17 protein-coding genes are annotated in these 19,469 nt (G+C 41.4%); 10 read left to right on the top strand and 7 right to left on the bottom strand.

The annotated features are described in order from the left end of the window. Positions 1-191: 191 nt before the first annotated feature. The 3 genes from ES754_RS05870 to ES754_RS05860 all read right to left on the bottom strand — a co-directional run bounded on the left by ES754_RS05870 (position 192) and on the right by ES754_RS05860 (position 2,065). Positions 192-941: a PhnD/SsuA/transferrin family substrate-binding protein gene (locus tag ES754_RS05870; protein ID WP_147222900.1), complete on the bottom strand. Its 750-nt coding sequence runs from the start codon at positions 939-941 to the stop codon at positions 192-194. Positions 942-944: 3 nt separating this feature from the next. After that, positions 945-1,439, bottom strand: a complete 495-nt coding sequence (locus tag ES754_RS05865; protein WP_147222898.1) for a PAS domain-containing protein — start codon at positions 1,437-1,439, stop codon at positions 945-947. A gap of 263 nt (positions 1,440-1,702) precedes the next feature. Further along, the gene (locus tag ES754_RS05860; RefSeq protein WP_147222896.1) at positions 1,703-2,065 is read right to left on the bottom strand and encodes a roadblock/LC7 domain-containing protein; all 363 of its coding nucleotides are present in this window, start codon (positions 2,063-2,065) and stop codon (positions 1,703-1,705) included. Between the two features lie 645 nt (positions 2,066-2,710). On the opposite strand from ES754_RS05860, the gene gdhA reads away from it, so the two are divergent. The 5 genes from gdhA (at position 2,711) to ES754_RS05835 (ending at position 10,500) form a co-directional block, all read left to right on the top strand. After that, positions 2,711-4,057 (top strand): NADP-specific glutamate dehydrogenase, encoded by a 1,347-nt coding sequence (gdhA, locus tag ES754_RS05855; protein WP_147222894.1) that lies wholly within the window; start codon positions 2,711-2,713, stop codon positions 4,055-4,057. Positions 4,058-4,777: 720 nt separating this feature from the next. Then, entirely contained in the window at positions 4,778-6,661 is a 1,884-nt protein-coding gene (locus tag ES754_RS05850; RefSeq protein WP_147222892.1) for a glycosyltransferase family 2 protein, read from the top strand. Positions 6,662-6,785: 124 nt separating this feature from the next. Then, positions 6,786-8,117: a glycosyltransferase family 4 protein gene (locus ES754_RS05845; protein WP_147222890.1), complete on the top strand. Its 1,332-nt coding sequence runs from the start codon at positions 6,786-6,788 to the stop codon at positions 8,115-8,117. Between the two features lie 12 nt (positions 8,118-8,129). Continuing rightward, positions 8,130-9,395, top strand: coding sequence for a hypothetical protein (locus tag ES754_RS05840; RefSeq protein ID WP_147222888.1), 1,266 nt, complete (start codon positions 8,130-8,132; stop codon positions 9,393-9,395). 73 nt (positions 9,396-9,468) lie between these two features. Beyond that, entirely contained in the window at positions 9,469-10,500 is a 1,032-nt protein-coding gene (locus ES754_RS05835; protein WP_147222886.1) for a glycosyltransferase family 2 protein, read from the top strand. Between the two features lie 81 nt (positions 10,501-10,581). Here the strand turns inward: ES754_RS05835 and ES754_RS05830 are convergent, their stop codons facing one another. Then, the gene (locus ES754_RS05830) at positions 10,582-11,391 is read right to left on the bottom strand and encodes a hypothetical protein (protein WP_147222885.1); all 810 of its coding nucleotides are present in this window, start codon (positions 11,389-11,391) and stop codon (positions 10,582-10,584) included. Positions 11,392-11,673: 282 nt separating this feature from the next. On the opposite strand from ES754_RS05830, the gene ES754_RS05825 reads away from it, so the two are divergent. The 5 genes from ES754_RS05825 (at position 11,674) to ES754_RS05805 (ending at position 15,707) form a co-directional block, all read left to right on the top strand. Beyond that, positions 11,674-12,261 carry a PepSY domain-containing protein gene (locus tag ES754_RS05825; protein ID WP_147222883.1) on the top strand — a complete coding sequence of 196 codons (588 nt, stop codon included), beginning with the start codon at positions 11,674-11,676 and terminating at the stop codon, positions 12,259-12,261. Positions 12,262-12,376: 115 nt separating this feature from the next. Next, complete coding sequence (locus ES754_RS12110; protein WP_201538817.1) at positions 12,377-12,559, top strand: hypothetical protein; 183 nt, start codon at positions 12,377-12,379, stop codon at positions 12,557-12,559. A gap of 782 nt (positions 12,560-13,341) precedes the next feature. Beyond that, on the top strand, positions 13,342-14,172 hold the full coding sequence (locus tag ES754_RS05815; RefSeq protein ID WP_147222881.1) for an amino acid ABC transporter substrate-binding protein: 831 nt from the start codon (positions 13,342-13,344) through the stop codon (positions 14,170-14,172). 14 nt (positions 14,173-14,186) lie between these two features. Continuing rightward, a complete protein-coding gene (locus ES754_RS05810) occupies positions 14,187-14,909 on the top strand; it encodes an amino acid ABC transporter permease (protein ID WP_227677943.1) in 723 nt (240 codons plus the stop codon). A 54-nt stretch (positions 14,910-14,963) separates the two neighbouring features. Beyond that, positions 14,964-15,707: an amino acid ABC transporter ATP-binding protein gene (locus tag ES754_RS05805; protein ID WP_147222877.1), complete on the top strand. Its 744-nt coding sequence runs from the start codon at positions 14,964-14,966 to the stop codon at positions 15,705-15,707. Positions 15,708-16,105: 398 nt separating this feature from the next. Here the strand turns inward: ES754_RS05805 and ES754_RS05800 are convergent, their stop codons facing one another. The 3 genes from ES754_RS05800 to puuE form a co-directional block, all read right to left on the bottom strand. Continuing rightward, positions 16,106-16,942 (bottom strand): bifunctional allantoicase/(S)-ureidoglycine aminohydrolase, encoded by an 837-nt coding sequence (locus ES754_RS05800; RefSeq protein WP_147222875.1) that lies wholly within the window; start codon positions 16,940-16,942, stop codon positions 16,106-16,108. A gap of 547 nt (positions 16,943-17,489) precedes the next feature. Next, on the bottom strand, positions 17,490-18,050 hold the full coding sequence (locus tag ES754_RS05795; protein WP_147222872.1) for an ureidoglycolate lyase: 561 nt from the start codon (positions 18,048-18,050) through the stop codon (positions 17,490-17,492). A gap of 239 nt (positions 18,051-18,289) precedes the next feature. Further along, positions 18,290-19,270, bottom strand: coding sequence for an allantoinase PuuE (puuE, locus tag ES754_RS05790; protein ID WP_147222870.1), 981 nt, complete (start codon positions 19,268-19,270; stop codon positions 18,290-18,292). Between the last annotated feature and the right edge of the window lie 199 nt (positions 19,271-19,469).

Below are 19,469 nucleotides of genomic sequence, written 5' to 3'. Positions count from 1 at the left end.
GTTTAATAAGACAGTGTTTAGTAATGTTTTTCAATTTAAATAGTATCCATAACCCTTTATTAATAAATTATTAGTTCACTATAAAGAGCCAGGGATAATGGTTAGATTGTTGAATTGTTGAACGAAAAACGCGTAGTTGAACAGACAATAAAGTTTATTAAAGAACAAATGAGAGCAATCAACTAGGAATGTTAGCTCATTAGTGCTTCCATCAAATCGAGCATAAATTCAGCATCTTCTTCACTCATAGTCTCAAAACCTTGGGGCATGCCAAGCTCAGCAAGCGCTTCTTTGCCATCGTCATCATTATGCAAATTAAGAATAGCATCCATGAGAATTTCGGTATCAGGGAAGTCTTCTTTAATCAACAGCACATGACTGATATCAGCTAAATCACTTTCAATCAATACTGATAGCTGCGTCTTGGTCAGGCGTGAAAAGCTATGAAAAATTTCAGCTAAAAAGAAAGCGGCCTGAGATTCGCCTTTAATAACTTGGCGTGCTGCTGCTTGGTAGGTTTCAGTCATTGACCAGTTGAGATCCGCTTCTTCTAAATCGACCGCTTCCAGCAAGCGCAAACCAATGAGCTTAACATCACGGTTATTAGCCATAGAGATGGTCGAGCCTTTAGTAATATCTTCTAAGCGATTAATATCGCTATTGGTAGATGCTGCAATTACCATCTCATCAGATTTACCGACAGGACGTGCAACCGCACGGTAGCCTTGCTCACGGATGAGCGTTGCTGCATCAAAAGGATTGGCGTAAATAACTTGAATGTCGCCCGCACCAATTAGCTCTTCTTGCTCAGCATGTGAGGCTGGCATGTTTAAGTGCATGTTTAGATTGGCACGCTTTTGGATTAAGATATTAAACATGTGCCAGCCTGCAAAACGCTCAGGCGAAAAATCAGGGGCGATTAACATATTATGCGTCGTCATGATTTAACCTTCCTCGTTTTGTTTCATTTCGGCATATTGAGCAATAGCCGCTTCGATCTTGCTCCGTGATGGCTTACGACGTACTGAGGTGTAACCCACAGTCTCACCGTGGCGTACGTTGGGCACGACAGTCGCGTAGACCCAATAATGACTGCCATCCTTACATAAGTTTTTAACATAGCCATGCCATTTTTGTCCAGATTCTGCGGTTGTCCATAAATCTTTGTATGCCGCTCTTGGCATATCCGGATGGCGCAAAATAGATTGTGGCTGGCCAATAAGCTCGTCAACACTGTAGCCGCTAATTTCCACAAATGCATCGTTGACGTGTGTCAGAACACCATCTAAATCAGTACGTGAGACAATGAGCTTGCCATCAGGGTAGGGGCGCTCGATACCAGAGTCGTAGACAATGCGTGAGGTTCCATCATGATAAGTCAATGTGATTTGCTCAGCTGGCATCTCAGGCTTATTGGCATCAGGAAGTGGAGAACCCATAGTAATCTCCTTTATTCGTTGTTGTATTCATTAGTAGTCAATTGGTATTACAATCCATGCGATTTATTATTAATTTATATATGACGGCACTATCCCACTATTTTTTTTTGCAAAATAGTTATTTCAAAGTATTTGCTGGTGCTTGTAGGCAAACATCTTCTTATCTACAAGCTTTTGTTTGCTCATTGAATTTGTATATGGCGTACAAAATTAGACAGTTTATATCATGACCTATCAACTGGCTTATGCAGATCATTTATCTGTTAAAGCAGTTTTGCTAGGGCTTCTGAGGCACGTTTGATATCTAGAAAAATTAAGCCGAGTTTAGCGTTGGGTTTTGCCATAATGGTCAGAACTGCTTCTTCACCAGACGAGGTCATAATGACAGAACCCTTTTCACCTTGAATCATAATCCTATCGATACTACCACGGGCTAATTCGCGACCAGCACGATCTCCTAATGATAGTAGTGCGGCTGACATTGCGCCTACTCTATCTTCATCAACACCGGTTGGTAGGGCTGATGCAATCATGAGACCGTCAGTTGAGATGAGTGCTGAAGCTTCAACGTCTGCCGAGGAATTGTTTAGGTCTTCTAGTATCTGTTGGAATGAATCTGTACGCATATGTCTCTCTCTATCACTGATTGTTGAATGGATACAAACTGTATATTGATAATACTCAAAAACAGTTTTTTGCCAATGGAGAGTAGTATAATACCTTGTTATGCATATTGATATAATATTCTTCAATTAAGCAGCAAAAATCAGCTAAACTTACCGTTTAGAGCCTATATATTGCCTCCTATAATTATCCTCAGGCTAATTTGGAAACAAAAGTCGTCTAATAGGTATGTATCTCCATTATGACAACGCTCATAGGTGCTAGTAAAAACCACTCATTTTGGCATAAATGATTGACTTTTTTATGTAGACCTGTAAATTAAATAAGCAAGGCCAAATCTTTGACCATAAAACGCCTTTCACGTGCTATTCTTGTCATTATATTGTAACGCTCTTACCTATCTACAAATTGCAGTTCAGATAGCAATCTATGGTTACCTATTAATGGCTATAGACGACAGCATCGTGTATCGGTCAATAGATGAGTTAACAGGCTTCTATCTAAGTCTGTACTTATACGCTCTGCGCAAAGTCAAAGGCTGAATTTTTAATGCTACACCGGTATTTGTCATATTGTAGTATATTGTGATGCAATATTGCCCGGATGTCATTTAGTACACCCCCTCGTTCCATAGTTAAGGAAGATATATGAGTATCAGTGACGCCATCAAAAAAATTGAAGCACAATACCCGCATCAATCCGAATTTATTCAAGCAGTAAAAGAAGTCGCTGTTACTATCAAGCCGTTATATGACGCACATCCTGAATATGAAACCTTGAAAATATTTGAGCGTTTAGTAGAGCCTGATCGCGTGGTTGCCTTTCGTATTAACTGGGAGAACGATAAAGGTGAAGTTCAAGTCAACCGCGGCTGGCGTGTGCAATTTAATAACTCTCTAGGGCCTTATAAGGGTGGCCTCAGATTTCACCCTACTGTGACCGAATCGGTTCTAAAATTCTTAGGTTTTGAGCAAATTTTTAAAAACGCATTAACCGGTTTGCCAATCGGTGGCGGTAAGGGTGGCTCTGATTTCAATCCTAAAGGCAAGTCTGAATTCGAGATTCGCCGTTTCTGTTACGCTTTTATGCGTGAGCTTTATCACTATGTTAATAAAGACATCGACGTTCCCGCTGGTGATATCGGGGTAGGTGGCCGTGAAGTCAGCTATATGTATGCCATGTATAAAAATCTAACCCGTGAATCTACCGGTGTGATCACTGGTAAAGGCGTAGGCTTTGGCGGTAGTTTAATGCGTACTGAAGCTACAGGCTACGGTGCGGTATATTTCTTAGAAAGTATGCTCGCTGCTCAAAATGATAATATCAAAGGTAAAAAAGTACTGGTATCAGGTGCAGGTAACGTGTCCTTACATGCTGCTGAAAAAGTTTGCATGCTGGGTGGTATGGTACTAACGGTATCCGACTCACAAGGTACTTTGTATGACGAAAAAGGTTTGAATCAAGAAAGAATTGATTGGCTAAAGGCACAAAAAGCACAAAGTAAACCTCTAGCTGACTATGTTGATGTGTTCGGTGGAGAATGGCTGGCTAAGCAGAAGCCTTGGCATATCAAAGCAGATATTGCTATCCCATCAGCCACGCAAAACGAAGTAGATGAAGCAGATGCCAAATTATTGGTTGATAACGGCATAAAATATGTCGTTGAAGGCGCTAATATGCCACTAACGGCTGATGCTATTGATTATATCCGCCTGTATCATGTGCACTATGCACCTGGTAAAGCTGCTAATGCGGGCGGTGTGGCGGTGTCTGCGCTTGAGATGTCACAGAACTCTGTGCGTCAGTATCAGACTTTTGAAGAGATTGATGAGCGTCTAAAATGCATTATGAAAAACATCCATGATAGCGCTGCTGAAGCGTCGGAAAAATATGGTCAGACAGACAACGGTTATATTGACTATATGGCCGGGGCAAATATCGTTGGCTTCAAACGCGTTGCAGATGCGCTCGTTGCTTACGGTATTCTCAACTAAAGTATTTAGTTTATAATAGTTATTAATTTCGTCTAAACTATTCTTTCATACCGAAATAGTACCGCGTTTATAATTTATAGATAGACGCGGTATTTTTTGTTTAAAAAATTGAGTTAACGTTTAGTTTTAACAAGTTTCTCTAAATAAATATAAACAGAAATTTTCTTATAAAAGCAATCTAGATAAACTATAGTTTGTTATAAGCTACCATCACATCGTCTTTTTATTTTTCCTTTTCCTTCTTATTCTGCTTTTTAGCCTTACACGTACCTGTATGTAATGCTCTATTCTCTCTATGAAATATTTATCTTCGAATAATTATTTGAATAGATTAATAACGATACTTTATTTTTGCAGTGCAAGCTTTCCGTTACGCATTGAAGAATAGCTATATATACTGCAAAAGACGTTAGCTAAAGTTTTTCGGTGTATAAGCTACCCATAACTAACTCGAATTTACACTCTTTACGAGGCGTTACATTAATGCGAGTCTATAGACACTTCTTAAGTAACATTTGATTACCCTTTAGACTATTATGGATTATGTCAATAAAAGCCTTACCTTTATAAAAGGTTGTGCCACTGTGGTTCTAGTGGCTAATAATTTTGGTTATCGTAAACCTTTCTCACTCTTATTGAAAAAATAAAAAATTTAAACAACGGTAAAATATTTGACTTTATTCATCAGTCTCAATTGACGTGTGTGCCTAAGGATAAGACATGACGATCGGTAAGGAAGTATATGCGAGGGAAATATACGCTGGAGTAAGCTCACCGACTATGGCTAAGGGTTCAGATAGACTACCTAGCTATGTAAATAATGCTAATAGCCTAAATAAAGATATCAGCGTGAATAACGAGGTTATCGATATTCTCAAACCTTGTAATAACAAAGCTCGTGATAACTTCAATCCATCCAATAGTATTTCTTATCAAAATGAAGAGTTGGCTACTGACTGTCTTAATTGTGAAGCAGATAATGCGCTTAGCGCGTCCTTAAAGAATAACGCCTCATTTAAAAATAATACACCACTAACCGTCAAGTCAGTACGTTTAAGTTTTCAGATGATGACCCGTGCTGAACCAGTAGAGATGGTGATTGCAACGATTAAAACCTTACTCAAAATAAAAGCGCCTGACGATGAGATATTAATTGTTGATAATAATAACACTGAGACTGCCTTATATGAGCCATTGGCGAAATTTTGTGCGGGACTGGATGCGCAGCTAAATGTGCGTTTTTATCATATTGATGCAGTAGCAGGGTTCAAGGCAGGGGCGCTCAATTTAGCATTGGGGTTAATGGATCCAAGGTGTACGCATCTGGTCGTAGTAGATAGCGATTATCAAGCACTGCCGCAAGCAAGGAAGTCGATTGCTGCTGCTATCAATAGTTATCCTAATCATGCGCTCTTACAGTTTCCACAGTTTTATCGTGATACAGGCCGAGATGATGTGCATAGTGAGCTGAACCATTATTTTAACTATCATTTATATCGCTCTTTTAACCGCAAGCGTGCATTATCAACCGGCACTTATGCAATTATCCGCCGTGATGCGCTTCTGCATTTAGGGGGCTGGTCAGGCGCGTCAATTACAGAAGATGCGCAAATGGGTGTACTGATGCACGGCCATGGCCTGCGCAGCCGGTTTATCCCTGAAGTTATTGCGACTGGTCTACTACCGAACACGCTAGGAGATTTGATGAGTCAGCGCCGGCGTTGGATTTATGGCAATATGCAGGTGCTCAATACTTATTCTTCTATCCGTCCATCAGCACCGATGTCTGCTGCTGTCCCATATTTAGCGACAAACTCAGTTGAACTATCTAAATTAGCAGTTGAGTTGTCTAAATCGAACTCTCTTAGCGAACGCTTAGCTTATATTCGTGCTCATTTATCACAGCTGAGTGCTTGGATAAACTTTACGGGCATTTTTATACTGCTACATATCTGTACTCTGCTGATTATTGCAGGTGCACTATTAATGGATGTAAGCATTAACTTAACATCATTACTGACGCCTTTGTACGTGGTATATGCAGGCTACGGGCTATTTTTGGCAAGACGTTTATGGGCTTATAGTCAGGATAGTGCGCCACTCAATCAACAAGTGAATAGAGCCGATGCGCCTAGGTTTTATGAGAGATTGCGGGCTTGGCTACTGCATTTGAACTTTTGGGAGCTTGGTGCGTTGTCATGGTTGCCTGTACTTTGGGGTCAGGATAAGCCGTTTATTTGCACGCCAAAATATGAGGTCATTAGGACGCGGCGCACTGTCATGGCGGCTAACTTAGCTGCGTTACCTAAGTTGTTATTGGTGCTCAATATAGTAACTGCTATTATCGTAGCCCCATTTTCGCCGCTTTATTCACCCTTACTGTTTGGCTGTGCGCTAGTGGTCTTGGTTTTAAAGTTATGGGCTGCAAAGGTAATATTTGCAAATTATCCTTATACAGACAAGCGTGGCGTAGGGCAGAGTGTTTCCATTGACACAGATGAGCCGCTAATAAGGCTTAATACTAGTAATGAATCTACCCAAAACAGGTGTTCTTCGCGCACTGAAAAACCGCTTACTGCTCTATTTAAAGATAACAAAATGTAAATATAATAAGACTATTAACTTTTAGTTTCTATTCGCTAATGCCACCAATGCTTATATCACTACAGCCCATTCATAACTTTGTTTTCACAACCTAATTCGTTATTTAATTCATTCTGGATACTTTATGCTGTCTTCTATTAATGTCGATGTACCGAACACCGTGAATAATAAAAATACCAGTTCTATGACTTTACCTAAACCCTCAACAGCTAACATCTCGCCACTACGAATAGCGATTATTGCCCATTCTTTATACCCGATTGCACAGCCTTATGCTGGGGGGCTTGAGATGATTACTCAGCTGCTATGTGATGAGCTTGTCGCGCAAGGCCATGACGTATCGCTCTATGCGCATGCGGAAAGTCAGACAGACGCTACGCTGATTCCGCTATTAACGCGCGATGAGTTTGATGCCATGGTTTATGAGAATGAGCATGACTCAGTAGGGATGAGCCGTGAAGAGCTGTATCAGTATTTAGTCTATCAGCGCGCGATGCACGATATCATTGTTCGAGACGAGCGCGGCGAGATTGATGTGGTCCACAATCATAGCTTGCATCATATCCCAATGATGTTAGGTCAAGCCTTTGGGTCGCGGTCTTTTACCACTTTTCATACGCCTATTTTTCCACAGTTGCGTTTGGCATTATTGACGCTACGGCAAGGCACGCAAACGCAGTTTACAGCGATTAGTGGTCACCAGCAGCAGTTGTTTGACGAGTTTGTGCCGTCACATGTGGTCTATAACGGTATTGATGTACAGTCATTTACTGCCAATGTTGATCCTATTAAAGATGAGGTGTATTTTTGGTTTGGGCGTATTTGTCCGGAAAAAGGTACACATTTGGCTATGCAGTATTGTAAAGCGGCAGGGAAGCGCCTGGTTATAGCGGGGCCGAAAAGTAATGAGGATTACTTTAATCAACAAGTTGCTCCTTTACTGGCGGAAGATGAGAAAAACAGTCAGAAAAATGGCGTGCCAAAATTATTTGATTATCTGGGGCATTTAAGCAAAGCTGAAATTAATGACTATTTACGCCAATCAACTGCGATGTTATTTACCAGCACTTGGGATGAGCCTTACGGGTTGACGTTGGCTGAAAGTTTGGCTTGCGGGACGCCAGTAATTGGCTTTAATGTGGGTGCTAGCGCTGAGATTGTCACGCCAAGTACGGGCATTATTGTACCGAAAGAGGACAAAGACGCTTTCGTACAGGCTTTTGCTAGTATCAAGGATATATCACGGCAGGCTTGTCGTGACCGCGCAGAGCAGTTTTGCTCAGTAGCAACGATGGTAGACGGCTATGTGCAATTGTATAAACAGGCGTTAGAGGACAATTCTGCGATTAATAAGCAATCTATTGATAAGCAGATAGTCTCAGATAATACCCCTTCAGATCATTCACTCTCGGACCCTACGCATACAGACTGTAAAGCACCCGCGTCTATTTCTTAAGGAACTAATATCATGCGTATTGGTTATTATGCCCATCATCATGGCTCAGGTCACTGCCGGCAGGCGGATAAATTAGCAGCATTATTACCCGTCGAGTTACAGTCGCAGCTGACTGTGTTTACCAATTTGGCTGCTGATGCCTATACTTTCACTACTATAACTGAGTCGCAGATTGTCCGTCTCAATGCGGAAGATGAACGCCCAGATGATGTGCTGCCAGGTCGCGCTGGACAGTATTGGCAGCCTAACAGTATGCACTATTCTCCTGTCGGTAATAGCGATATTCAAACGCGTAGCTGGCAAATATTAGACGGTATTAAACAGCGCCAGATTGATATTATGATTATTGATGTCAGTGCTGAGGTGGCGATGCTATGCCGCGCTGCTAGCGTGCCTTATCTCTATGTTAGGCTGGCAGGCATTCGTGATGATAGTGCCCATGTTAGTGCCTTTACTGGCGCACTTGGGCTACTGGCGCCTTATCCGCAGGCTTTGGAAGCGTTAATGACACCTGACTGGATGCGCCAAAAAACGCTGTATCTCGATTTTTTACCCGCTGCTAATAGTAAACCGTTAACTTATGAAGTATTCATCCAACTGCTAAGGACGTCAACGTCTAATACTGCTAATGAGCGTTTTGATAATGCAGAGCAAATAACAAGCAGCAAAGTAACTCCTATAAACGAAGATAAACGCCAACCTATGATAATCACTGTGATTAAGGGTTATGGTGGTCATGAAACTATTGATGCAAAGTTTCCCGAACTACGGAATGCATTGCCTGATGCCTTTATTATATCGCTGGGTCCTATCAGTGATGATATGCGTGAGTTTGTAGATTTAGCGACTCAAGTTGATGATGTGACGCCATTTATTGCGCATAGTGATTGGCTCCTAATGGCCTGCGGTCTTAACGGTATTGCCCAAGCTTACGACTATGCTACGCCACTTGTCGTACTGCCGGATCATCGTCCACATCAAGAGCAAGAAGTCATGGCAGAGGCGCTAATAGCTCAAGGCCGTGCTCTAAGTTGGGAGCAATTTATGGGGCAGATAGTAGAGGGGCACATTCAAAACTTATCACCAACGCATGACAACAACGACAGCCTAAATATTGAAAATGGGAATAAAAATACTATATTGACCAATAGCGCTTATTCTTTAACGCAAGATTCTATGGCGAAAATTTTTATCATCAGTGTTGCCACTTATCCCTTAGCTAAATCATGGTTTCAGGAATGGTTATTACCGCAGCTTGGTTTAAGCCCTGAAATTTAATATAAAAATAAGCAGTGATAAGACACTCACATATCCATAAATAAAAACAATAAGAAAGATAAAAGAGGACATTATGACCCTAGCAACAGAAAAGCCTACAATTGGTTCGGTGATCATTCCTGTGAGTGTTATTACGACTTGTTATGGGCGTAATCGGCATCTTTATAATCTGCTGAGTAGCCTTATGCACGGTAGTGTTCGTCCTGCTGAAGTCATTATTGTGAATGACGATGCCGACTCCGAACAGTTGGCAATGTTCGCTCTTAATATTGTACAAATTCCCACTACTGCCAGTGCACTATCGGAGAGTAGCACTCAACCAGTAAACAGTTCTTTTGATATCGGTCGCAATCGTAATGTTGGGGCTGCACATGCTAGCAATAACGCGCTGATATTTCTGGATGTCGACTGTATTGTTGAACCAAGCTTTGTTGAGCAATTAGCTTCTAAGTTACAAGCTCATCCTAACGCTTTACTGATGGGGCAGCCGCGCTATCTTACCCGACCTTTAACAGATAGCGAAGGTGAGCAGTTACAACAAGGTGCTTTGTCAAAAGTAAGTTTAGACAAGTTATCCGTCTATAATCCTTATCGGTATAATTTTGACACCAATACCGAAGCTAGTATTGAAGAAAATGAAGAAGAAGTTATGAAGACCGCCGAGAAGACTCATAAACAAACCCAAATTGAACAAACACAAGATTACGGGGCATTTTGGAGTTTATGTTTTGCGATATCGCGCGGACAATTTGAGCGGATTGGCGGTTTTGATACCCAATATGTCGGCTATGGTGCTGAAGATACAGATTTTTCCTTTACTGCTCGCTCATTGAATATTGATTTTTATTTAACCAACGATGTCATCTATCACCAACAGCATGATGTATATCGGCCCCCATTAAACCACTTGGAGAGTATCGTCATTAATGCCAATCGCTTTTACGATAAGTGGCAACATTGGCCAATGGCAGGCTGGCTGTTAGCGTTTGCAGATATGGGACTGATTGATTGGCAAGTTGACCAACAGCAATTAATTAGTATGATTCGCAAGCCGAGCGCTACTCAGATTGAAAAGGCGCATTATCCTGATGCGCCTTATGTCTAACTTCCTTATTTATTAATACGTCTATTTAACAGTTATGAGTTTATATTTGATAACTGTTTTATGTACGGCTCACGATAGCTTCTAATACTGGCGGATAATTTGTACACCATAGGGTGCCTTCGCCATCTCTTGACGTTCAAACGTCCAATTGTGCCCGGGCCAAAAGTGGGCAGTCTTATCCTCATCATTAAAGCCAATCATTAATACCTGTAACGGCATTGCAGACTCTTGTAAGTGCTGCACATGCACGCGCGCTGCTAATAGCAGACGATATAATAAGAATCCTGATGACGGTGCTGATGAATGAATATCAGCAAAATGCGGATAATCCCCTACGACCGGATGATGCTCTGAGAGCACGCGGCAATGATTGTCATCATGCAATAAGTCGTTCAGGGTGTCTGGAAGGGCCAATACTCTGCTTGCGGTGACAGGGTCATGATGCGCGCTTGCATCCTCACTTGGACGTGGGAACTGATACGGCTGATTGCTAAGTAATATGCCAAGCGGCGCCTGCTTACTCATCTCATTAATAGCCGTTACATTATTGTTTCTAGGCGGTAAGCCAAAATGCAGATTGCTATCGCCAATTTGACGAAAAAATAATAGTTTCGGTAATTTACTTATAAGTGGATGATTGGCAAAGTAATCGGCATGTATAAAATGATTAAATAAAACCAGCATATCAGTCGGTTGGAGCAAAGCATCAAGGCTTGTCGTATCTACAGAGGGGTTATTGGCAATACATACAATACGTTTTTTTTGCGTGAGCGCTTCTTGTATGACAGTAGGTAAGCTTGCAAAGGCGGCGGCTGCCTCAGAATAGATAGCAAGATCAGATAGAGCAGGATTGTTGTCATTAGTACTGTCATCGGCTAGCAAGTCTGACATAGTGAGTAACGTATTATTTAGTGAGGTATTTAGCATAAGGGGCGTGGATGACCTAGTGAGAATAGACAAGTAAAATGATTGTAAATAAGGGAGCATATTATACCGTCTGTTGGCTAAAATAAAACGAGTATCTATAGATTAACAGTTTAATTTTTCACCGTACATTGATACCACATTACGCTACTTTTTTGTCTCAATATTATCCGTAGACCGACGTATTATTATATTGATATATAAAAATATACCAATGAAAAATCATAATATAATCGAGGAGATAATATAATGAATACTTTATTAAAAAACCTACAGCTTACAACGCTAAGCGCCTGTCTGACAGTAACCTTAGGGGCTGGCCTGTTAGGTACGACGGTCAATGCGGCGACGGCTCAAACGGCTAAATCTAGTGAAGTACGTGCAGCGCAAGCCAGTAAAATCACTCTAAAGCAAGCCATTAGCATTGCCAGTAAAAAAGCCTCTGGTACGCTTATTAGTGCTGAATTTGATGATGATGACGATAAAGCAAAAGGCGGTGTCTACGAGATAGAGTTCAATACGGACACTCATAATTATGAAATCAAAGTCGACGCCCTTACTGGGAAAATTATTGGTACTGAAATGGACCGCCTAGATAGTGGTGATATTGCTGATTTCAAAACGCTTAAACAAGCAAAAATTAATATGATGCGTGCTATGAGTATTGCTGAAAAAGAAACGGGCGGCCGTGTGATGGAAATTGAATTTAAAAATGACCGCGATTATGCTGACCATACCACGTATTATGAAGTCGAAGTGCTGAAACAAAACCATATTGTTGAGTTAAATATCGATGCTACGACAGGCAAAGTATTTAACAGCAAGGTTAAAAAATAAACTGTCAAAGAAAAATAGTTTGAACAATAAAGCATTTGCTGATTAAGGTTAGCGGGTGCTTTTTTACGTGTAACACAAGTTAAATAACACGACTAAGGCTAAATCGGTAACGATTTTGAATTGGTCGCTTGCCACAAGTGATACTGCGACTCGTGATATCTTGCGTCTACATATTGCTGCAGCCATTAATCAAGAAGTTAGGGATGTACAACACACTGGTATTAGTGTTATTCAGATTGATGAGCCAGCATTCCGTGAAGGCTTACCTCTGAGAAAAGCGGAACATGTGCATTACTAGAAGCAAGCAGTGGATAGCTTTAAGCATTCTGTCAGCTATATGAATCCTGAAAATCAGATTCATAGCCATATATAATTATTCAAGCCTCCATAATTGCTTGCCTCATATCCTAGCTGTGGATGCTGACATGATTACGATTGAGACTGCGCGTTCAGACTTATAACTGCTAGACGCATTTAAAAGTTAATGACAGTATTGATGGAGCGGACACTAGCAATGAAGGCGACTATCAAAACGTCATTGTCTCAGATTTCTATGACTGACATTCATAGCCTATGCGCTTCTGATATTAATAATATACAAATTGTTATCAATGACGCGAAGAAATGTATTTCGATTGAGAGTCTACGATTATGACAGTCATGATCGGGGATTATTTTGCTGCCTACAGTAAGGATGACAGACCGTTAAGAATGCAATAAGTAAGATAATTTACAGCAAAATACTAACAATCTTACGCATGGACACTGTTTATGTACGGTTAATCTAACCGAGGCGCGTTAGTATAGATATAGCTGAGTACCTTTACTCTCAAAAAGTACATTAAACTCTCAAAAACTATATTAAAATAAAGCCAGTACGACAAACGATATTATGATCAATATTAAGCTCAATGCTAAAATTAATATTAAAAGTAACCTTAAAATCAGTATTAAAACCAATATCTACATTGAAAATCATTTCCCGAATCCTCAAATCGGACAACCAAGTTTATACTTTATATATTATAAGCCGTCTGTTTTTGATTATGATTTGCTTATTCATTTGCATAAGGACCACTTATGAAACGTCGCGCTTTATTAACCCTTGCTGCCAGCACAATACTGCTTGCTGCCTGTAGCCAATCTAATAATAACGATGCTGATACGACTAGCAATGCGGTAGATAGCGGCTCAGAGCTGCTTCAACGTATCAATAGTGGCGGCACCATTAACGTTGGTACTGAGGGCACTTATCCACCATTCACTTATCATGATGAGAGCGGTAAGCTTACCGGCTATGATGTTGAAGTAACGCGTGCCGTTGCTGATAAATTGGGCGTAAGCGTAGAGTTTAAAGAAACTCAGTGGGACGCGATGCTGGCAGGTCTTGATTCTAAACGCTTTGATATGGTCGCGAACCAGGTAAGCCTGACCACGCCTGAACGTATGGCAAAGTATGATAAGGCGACGGCTTACAGCTGGTCAGGTGCGGTGGTATTAGCACCGACAGATGACAATCGTTATAGCTCGTGGGAAGGGCTGAAAGGGCTTCGTACTGCTCAATCACTGAGTAGTAACTACGGTGAGCTGGCAGAGCGTTACCAAGCAGAAATCGTTCCTGTTGATGGCATGGCGCAAGCGGTGCAATTGGTTAAACAAGACCGCGCTGACTTTACCATGAATGATAACCTTGCCATATTGGACTATTTGAAGAAGTTTCCAGACAGTGGCCTTGAGATTAAACTGGTTGCGCCAGCGAGTGAACAGCGTGGTTCAGGTTTAATACTACGTAAAGGTGATGATGCGGTTGTCGCAAAAATAGACGAAGCGATGGCAACTTTACAAGCTGATGGCACATTGACTAAAATTAGCCAAGAATTCTTTGGTGCTGATATAAGCAAACAAAACTAATGCTCGCATCTATAATGTCAGTTTTTGCTGATCTATTAGCCTTATTGCCGTTCATGACGCCTGAACGGGCGCATATCGTTATTACCTCGTTTTGGCCTATGTTGAAAGGCGGTATCTATTATTCGATACCGCTCGCATTGATTTCTTTTACGATAGGCATGACGATTGCTCTGAGCGTAGCGCTTATCCGTATTGTGCCGCGTGCTGGCTGGATGCACGAAATTGTTTATCGTCTGGCTCGTATTTATGTGTCCGCTATTCGTGGTACACCAATGCTGGTGCAGCTGTTCATTATTTTTTATGGTCTGCCCAGTATTGGTATTAAGTTAGATCCCTTTCCCTCCGCTATCATTGCTTTTTCGCTTAATATTGGTGCTTATGCGTCAGAGACGGTGCGCGCGTCCATTTTGTCTATTCCAAAAGGGCAGTGGGAAGCAGGGGCAACGGTTGGCCTGACTTATCTGCAAACCTTTCGCCATGTAATTTTGCCACAAGCACTGAGGGTATCGGTACCGCCGTTGTCCAACACTTTTATCAGCTTGGTAAAAGACACGTCTTTAGCGTCTTTAGTTTTAGTCACCGAGCTATTTAAACAGGCGCAGATTATCACCGCGCGTAATTATGAATTCATGTTGGTCTATACCGAAGCGGCGATTATTTATTGGGGTATTTGTTTATTCTTAACCTTTATCCAAGGTAGGCTTGAGCAGCGCTTGGATCGCTATGTTGCCAAATAAACCATTGATTAAATTTTATAAACAGTTATTAATTCCCGCACAACAGGAAAAATTATGATTCAAGTCACTAATATTCATAAAGCCTTTGGTAGTAATCAGGTGCTCAAAGGTATTGACTTGACCATCCATAAAGGCAATGTGGTGGTGATATTAGGACCATCAGGCTCAGGAAAAACAACTTTTTTACGCTGTATCAACGCGCTTGAGATTCCTGATCAAGGGGTGATTGCTTTTGATGACGGTAGTTTAACCGTAGACTTTGCTACTAAGCCTAATAAAAAGACTTTGCTCGCACTACAACGTAAGTCAGGTATGGTGTTTCAGTCTTACAATTTATTTCCGCATAAAACAGCTATCGAAAATTTAATGCTTGGACCCGTTGTTGTTCAAGGCACAAGCAAAGCGGTAGCACGTACGCAAGCCTTAACACTCCTTGCTAAAGTAGGGCTATCTGGTAAGGCAGACTTATATCCGTTTCAATTATCTGGTGGTCAACAACAACGGATTGGCATTGCTCGTGCGCTCGCTATTGAGCCGTCTTTATTATTATTTGATGAGCCAACTTCTGCGCTAGATCCAGAATTGGTAAAAGAGGTATTAGCGACTATGAAGCAGCTGGCCTCAGAAGGCTGGACGATGGTTGTCGTCACCCATGAAATTAACTTTGCTCGTGAAGTAGCTGATCACGTGGTACTGATTGAAGATGGCTATGTGGTTGAAGAGGGTAGCGCGGAGCAAATGTTTGAGCTGTCCACCCATCCACGTACGCAGGCATTTTTGCAGCGTATTAGTGAGTAAATTAGACAGCTACTTATTTAACTGATGATAAACAACAAAAGGCTCTTTGTCTCTCATTAAGATAAGGGGCTTTTTATGTCTAAAGTTTTAGATGATTACTCTTAAAAATGAGACACAAAAAAACCAGCTAATCGAAATTAACTGGCTGATATAATAATTACTAAAGTTTAAACAATAGTATTAAACATAAATCACTAAGCGATACGTGAGAAGGTTGATTTTTTTCTTAGGTGATGTTGCCATTATTGGGGTTTGAAACGATAGTTAATGCAGGTTGAAGTTTACCTTGAGAGATTTATTCCTTTTCATAAAAAACTGCGCTATCAATTGCATCGATAGCGCAGTTTTAAAAAGTAATCAATGACATATTCGAATGAACGATTATGCCTTCATATTACTTATTTTACTGGACGAATAAACGGCATATGTCTATTCACGTCTTTATACAGTAAATATCTGAATGGACCAGGTCCACCAGCATAGCAAGATTGTGGGCAGAATGCGCGCAGCCACATAAAGTCACCTGCTTCAACTTCTACCCATTCACCGTTTAAGTGATAAACTGCTTTACCTTCTAGTACATACAAACCATGTTCCATAACATGAGTTTCATCAAATGGAATGACGCCACCTGGCTGGAATGTAACAATATTTACATGCATGTCGTGACGCATATCCGACTGCTCTGTAAATCTGGTAGTTGTCCATACGCCACCAGTACCCGGCATTTCAATCGCTTCAACATCATGGTCGCTAGTTACAAACGCTTCCGGCACATCAACACCTTCACAATGTTGATAAGCTTTACGAATCCAATGAAATTTAACATGCTTGTCGCTATTGTTTTTTAGCGTCCATTTGCAGCCAGGTGGTAAGAATGCATAACCACCTGATTCAAGATGATGCGACTCACCTTCAATAGTGATATCCATTTCGCCTTCGACGATGAATATAACACCTTCAGCATTTGCATCTAGCTCAGGCTTTTCTGAGCCACCATTAGGCTCAACTTCGACGATATACTGTGAGAATGTTTCAGAGAAACCTGATAGTGGACGCGCAAGCACCCACATGCGCATGCCTGTCCAAAAAGGTAAATAGCTAATCACAATGTCGGTTAGTACACGTTTAGGGATAATCGCATAAGCTTCGGTAAAGATAGCGCGGTCAGATAGTAATTGTGTTTGTGGCGGCAATCCGCCAGTTGGTGCGTAATAAGTACTTTTTGTTGACATTTTTGATGTTCCTTAGTGGTTTTATGCCGCGATAAATTCGTATCTGAAATCATGGAGCAAAGGTTCGGTAACCCCGTTTGGCTGGGATTTCCCTTTAAACACTAAATCAAAACACTAAATCAAGTGCAGCTTGGAAGGCTAAGCTATTGTCAAAATCGTTAGACGTTAGACATAACCTGATAGCTTGGATCGTTTTCATTTTGTTGATCGACAACTGATGCCATTTTTTTAATGACTCATCGAAAATTCAACGCTCTAATCTGTTGTTGATATGCTGACTAAAAATACGTAAAGTTGCCCTGTCTTCCATGAATCCAATGTCATTGATATCAGGCACCTTAAAAGCGCTCATGCCTGAATCAACCTACCGAACCACGTAAACTAACATTCCTTGCGCACCTATATTTTAATTCATTTTCAAGTTCTTGTGCGCTTAATGCCTCAGGAACCTTTAATAAAGGGACCATTAGAATATCATCAATGTGTGCATGAGGTCCGTATTGTTATATCTGATGCTAGTATGCTTTTTAGAACACTAGCATAACTTCTAAACAGCATTAGCCTTTGCTCTATTTGACTTAGCTTCCTCAGTGGCGACATCAACGCAAACTTCCCAATCGTCAATTTCGAACTCATGGCAGTTATTACCATCACCATTGATGCGGTCGACCACTAAAAAGTCACAATCAGCTTTTAGCGCCAGTAGTGGATGATGCCAAACATTGGCATCATACTGTACACCTTGATACGAACGGGCATAAAAAACCTCTAAATCATCCGCTGATTTTGGTGGCTCGCCAGCTTTGGCCACAACGACGATATAGTCTGTGCTATTCATAGAAAAGAAGGCTTGGCTGCCAAACGGATGGTATTCCATCACTGATAACGTAATGGGGCAATCGCGTCTTTTGGTACGGAAAATGCTAAAACCAACTTCGCCGCCGTCATGCTCAACTTTTGAGATAGAATCATGGCGACAGGCAAAGCCACGGTTGATATCCCAACTGTTTTCAGGACATTTTTCTTGATCATTATAAGGCTCAATAACTGAGCCATAGGGCGCAAAAGCAGCTTTAGTTAAAGGTTGAGCAATTATTGTGGTTTTCATAACGTGGCCTTTATTCATGATATAGTTCATTAAGTTATAGATTTTCAGAAGTCGATAACTATATTTTATCTTATTGTTTTTTTTCGTGAGCTTTTCTGCTTACGCTGCACGGTTGTTAGCTGCTTATCTTGTTAGAAGTTTAGACCGAGCGTCACCAATATTTGTTTGAGTAAATAAATATAGAACGCCCAATTTAAGATTAAAGCAGATGTATAACTGAGATAATAAACTGTCTAGGATTACATCCAGTCTGCGCTGTTGTCTGCAGTGGCTGGATGATTTTCATACCAGTGCTTAGCAATTTCATCGCGGCGGCATACCCAAACGTCAGGCTTGCTGGTGATATACTTTAAAAATTGCTTGAGTGCAGTAATGCGACCAGCACGGCCGATGATACGGCAATGCAGACCGATCGTCAGCATTTTTGGCGTGTCTGCGCCTTCTTCATATAAGGTATCAAAGCTGTCTTTTAGGTATTGGTAAAAAGGTTCAGCATTAGTAAAGCCTGGGCTTGAGGTAAAACGCATGTCATTGGTTTCAAGGGTATAAGGGATAACCAAATGCGGCTTACGGACGATGCTGCTACCGTCTTCTACTTTGACATTGAGCCAATACGGAAGCTCATCTGCGTAAGAATCGGAGTCATAAATATAACCGCCTTGCTCAGCGACCAATTCACGCGTGTTAGGGCTATCGCGGCCAGTGTACCAGCCTAATGGCTGTCCGCCCAGCATCCGATCAAATATTTTAGTGGCGGCTTGTACATGCGCACGTTCCGTCTCGCGGTACATGTCCTGATAAGTAATCCAGCGCAGGCCGTGGCTTGCAATTTCATGGCCATCTTCTAAGACGCGCTCAATGATATGCGGGGTCTTCTCAGCTGCTGCGGCACAGGTAAAGGTGGTGATAGGTAGACCGTACTCTTTGAACACATCGAGTACACGCCAAACGCCAACGCGGCTACCATATTCAAAGGCTGACTCAATAGACTGATGACGATTGTTAAATTCTGGTGTCCCTAAGACATCAGATAAAAAGCGCTCAGACTGACCATCGCCATGAATGACACTGTTTTCTGCGCCCTCTTCAATATTCAGTACGAATTGAACAGCGATTTTTGCGCCACCTGGCCAATTGGCTTTTGGTGGATTGCCACCATAGCCTTTTAGGTCACGAGGATAGGCGTCCTGATCAAAGTCGCTAGTGATTTTTTTTGTCATCGTAGAGAGTCCTTTATAAAAACAGAGTGATTGTTTGTCTAGCAGCAATCATGCGCCTAATCCTTGGCTAAAAACTAACTGGACAGACCTAACTTATTTGATATAAACAAACTGGTTATTTGATATAAACAAGCTAGCCACACGCAAATCAATCAGCAAGCTGGACTTGATGGTCAATGTGATGAGCGCGTGCTTTAGA

The sequence above is a fragment of the Psychrobacter frigidicola genome (genome assembly GCF_007997305.1).
Lineage (GTDB): Bacteria > Pseudomonadota > Gammaproteobacteria > Pseudomonadales > Moraxellaceae > Psychrobacter > Psychrobacter frigidicola.
Note: the sequence above shows the minus strand (reverse complement) of the source record. Positions and strands in the feature narration are given on the sequence as shown.

What these genes read in the sequence shown, in the direction of transcription:
- ES754_RS05830 (WP_147222885.1), bottom strand. Translation starts at nt 11,391, where the DNA reads ATGTCAGACTTGCTAGCCGATGACAGTACTAATGACAACAATCCTGCT.
- ES754_RS05845 (WP_147222890.1), top strand. Translation starts at nt 6,786, where the DNA reads ATGCTGTCTTCTATTAATGTCGATGTACCGAACACCGTGAATAATAAA.
- ES754_RS05840 (WP_147222888.1), top strand. Translation starts at nt 8,130, where the DNA reads ATGCGTATTGGTTATTATGCCCATCATCATGGCTCAGGTCACTGCCGG.
- ES754_RS05795 (WP_147222872.1), bottom strand. Translation starts at nt 18,050, where the DNA reads ATGAAAACCACAATAATTGCTCAACCTTTAACTAAAGCTGCTTTTGCG.
- ES754_RS05800 (WP_147222875.1), bottom strand. Translation starts at nt 16,942, where the DNA reads ATGTCAACAAAAAGTACTTATTACGCACCAACTGGCGGATTGCCGCCA.
- ES754_RS05825 (WP_147222883.1), top strand. Translation starts at nt 11,674, where the DNA reads ATGAATACTTTATTAAAAAACCTACAGCTTACAACGCTAAGCGCCTGT.
- ES754_RS05860 (WP_147222896.1), bottom strand. Translation starts at nt 2,065, where the DNA reads ATGCGTACAGATTCATTCCAACAGATACTAGAAGACCTAAACAATTCC.
- ES754_RS05805 (WP_147222877.1), top strand. Translation starts at nt 14,964, where the DNA reads ATGATTCAAGTCACTAATATTCATAAAGCCTTTGGTAGTAATCAGGTG.
- ES754_RS05850 (WP_147222892.1), top strand. Translation starts at nt 4,778, where the DNA reads ATGACGATCGGTAAGGAAGTATATGCGAGGGAAATATACGCTGGAGTA.
- gdhA (WP_147222894.1), top strand. Translation starts at nt 2,711, where the DNA reads ATGAGTATCAGTGACGCCATCAAAAAAATTGAAGCACAATACCCGCAT.
- puuE (WP_147222870.1), bottom strand. Translation starts at nt 19,270, where the DNA reads ATGACAAAAAAAATCACTAGCGACTTTGATCAGGACGCCTATCCTCGT.
- ES754_RS05815 (WP_147222881.1), top strand. Translation starts at nt 13,342, where the DNA reads ATGAAACGTCGCGCTTTATTAACCCTTGCTGCCAGCACAATACTGCTT.
- ES754_RS05870 (WP_147222900.1), bottom strand. Translation starts at nt 941, where the DNA reads ATGACGACGCATAATATGTTAATCGCCCCTGATTTTTCGCCTGAGCGT.
- ES754_RS05810 (WP_227677943.1), top strand. Translation starts at nt 14,187, where the DNA reads ATGTCAGTTTTTGCTGATCTATTAGCCTTATTGCCGTTCATGACGCCT.
- ES754_RS05865 (WP_147222898.1), bottom strand. Translation starts at nt 1,439, where the DNA reads ATGGGTTCTCCACTTCCTGATGCCAATAAGCCTGAGATGCCAGCTGAG.
- ES754_RS05835 (WP_147222886.1), top strand. Translation starts at nt 9,469, where the DNA reads ATGACCCTAGCAACAGAAAAGCCTACAATTGGTTCGGTGATCATTCCT.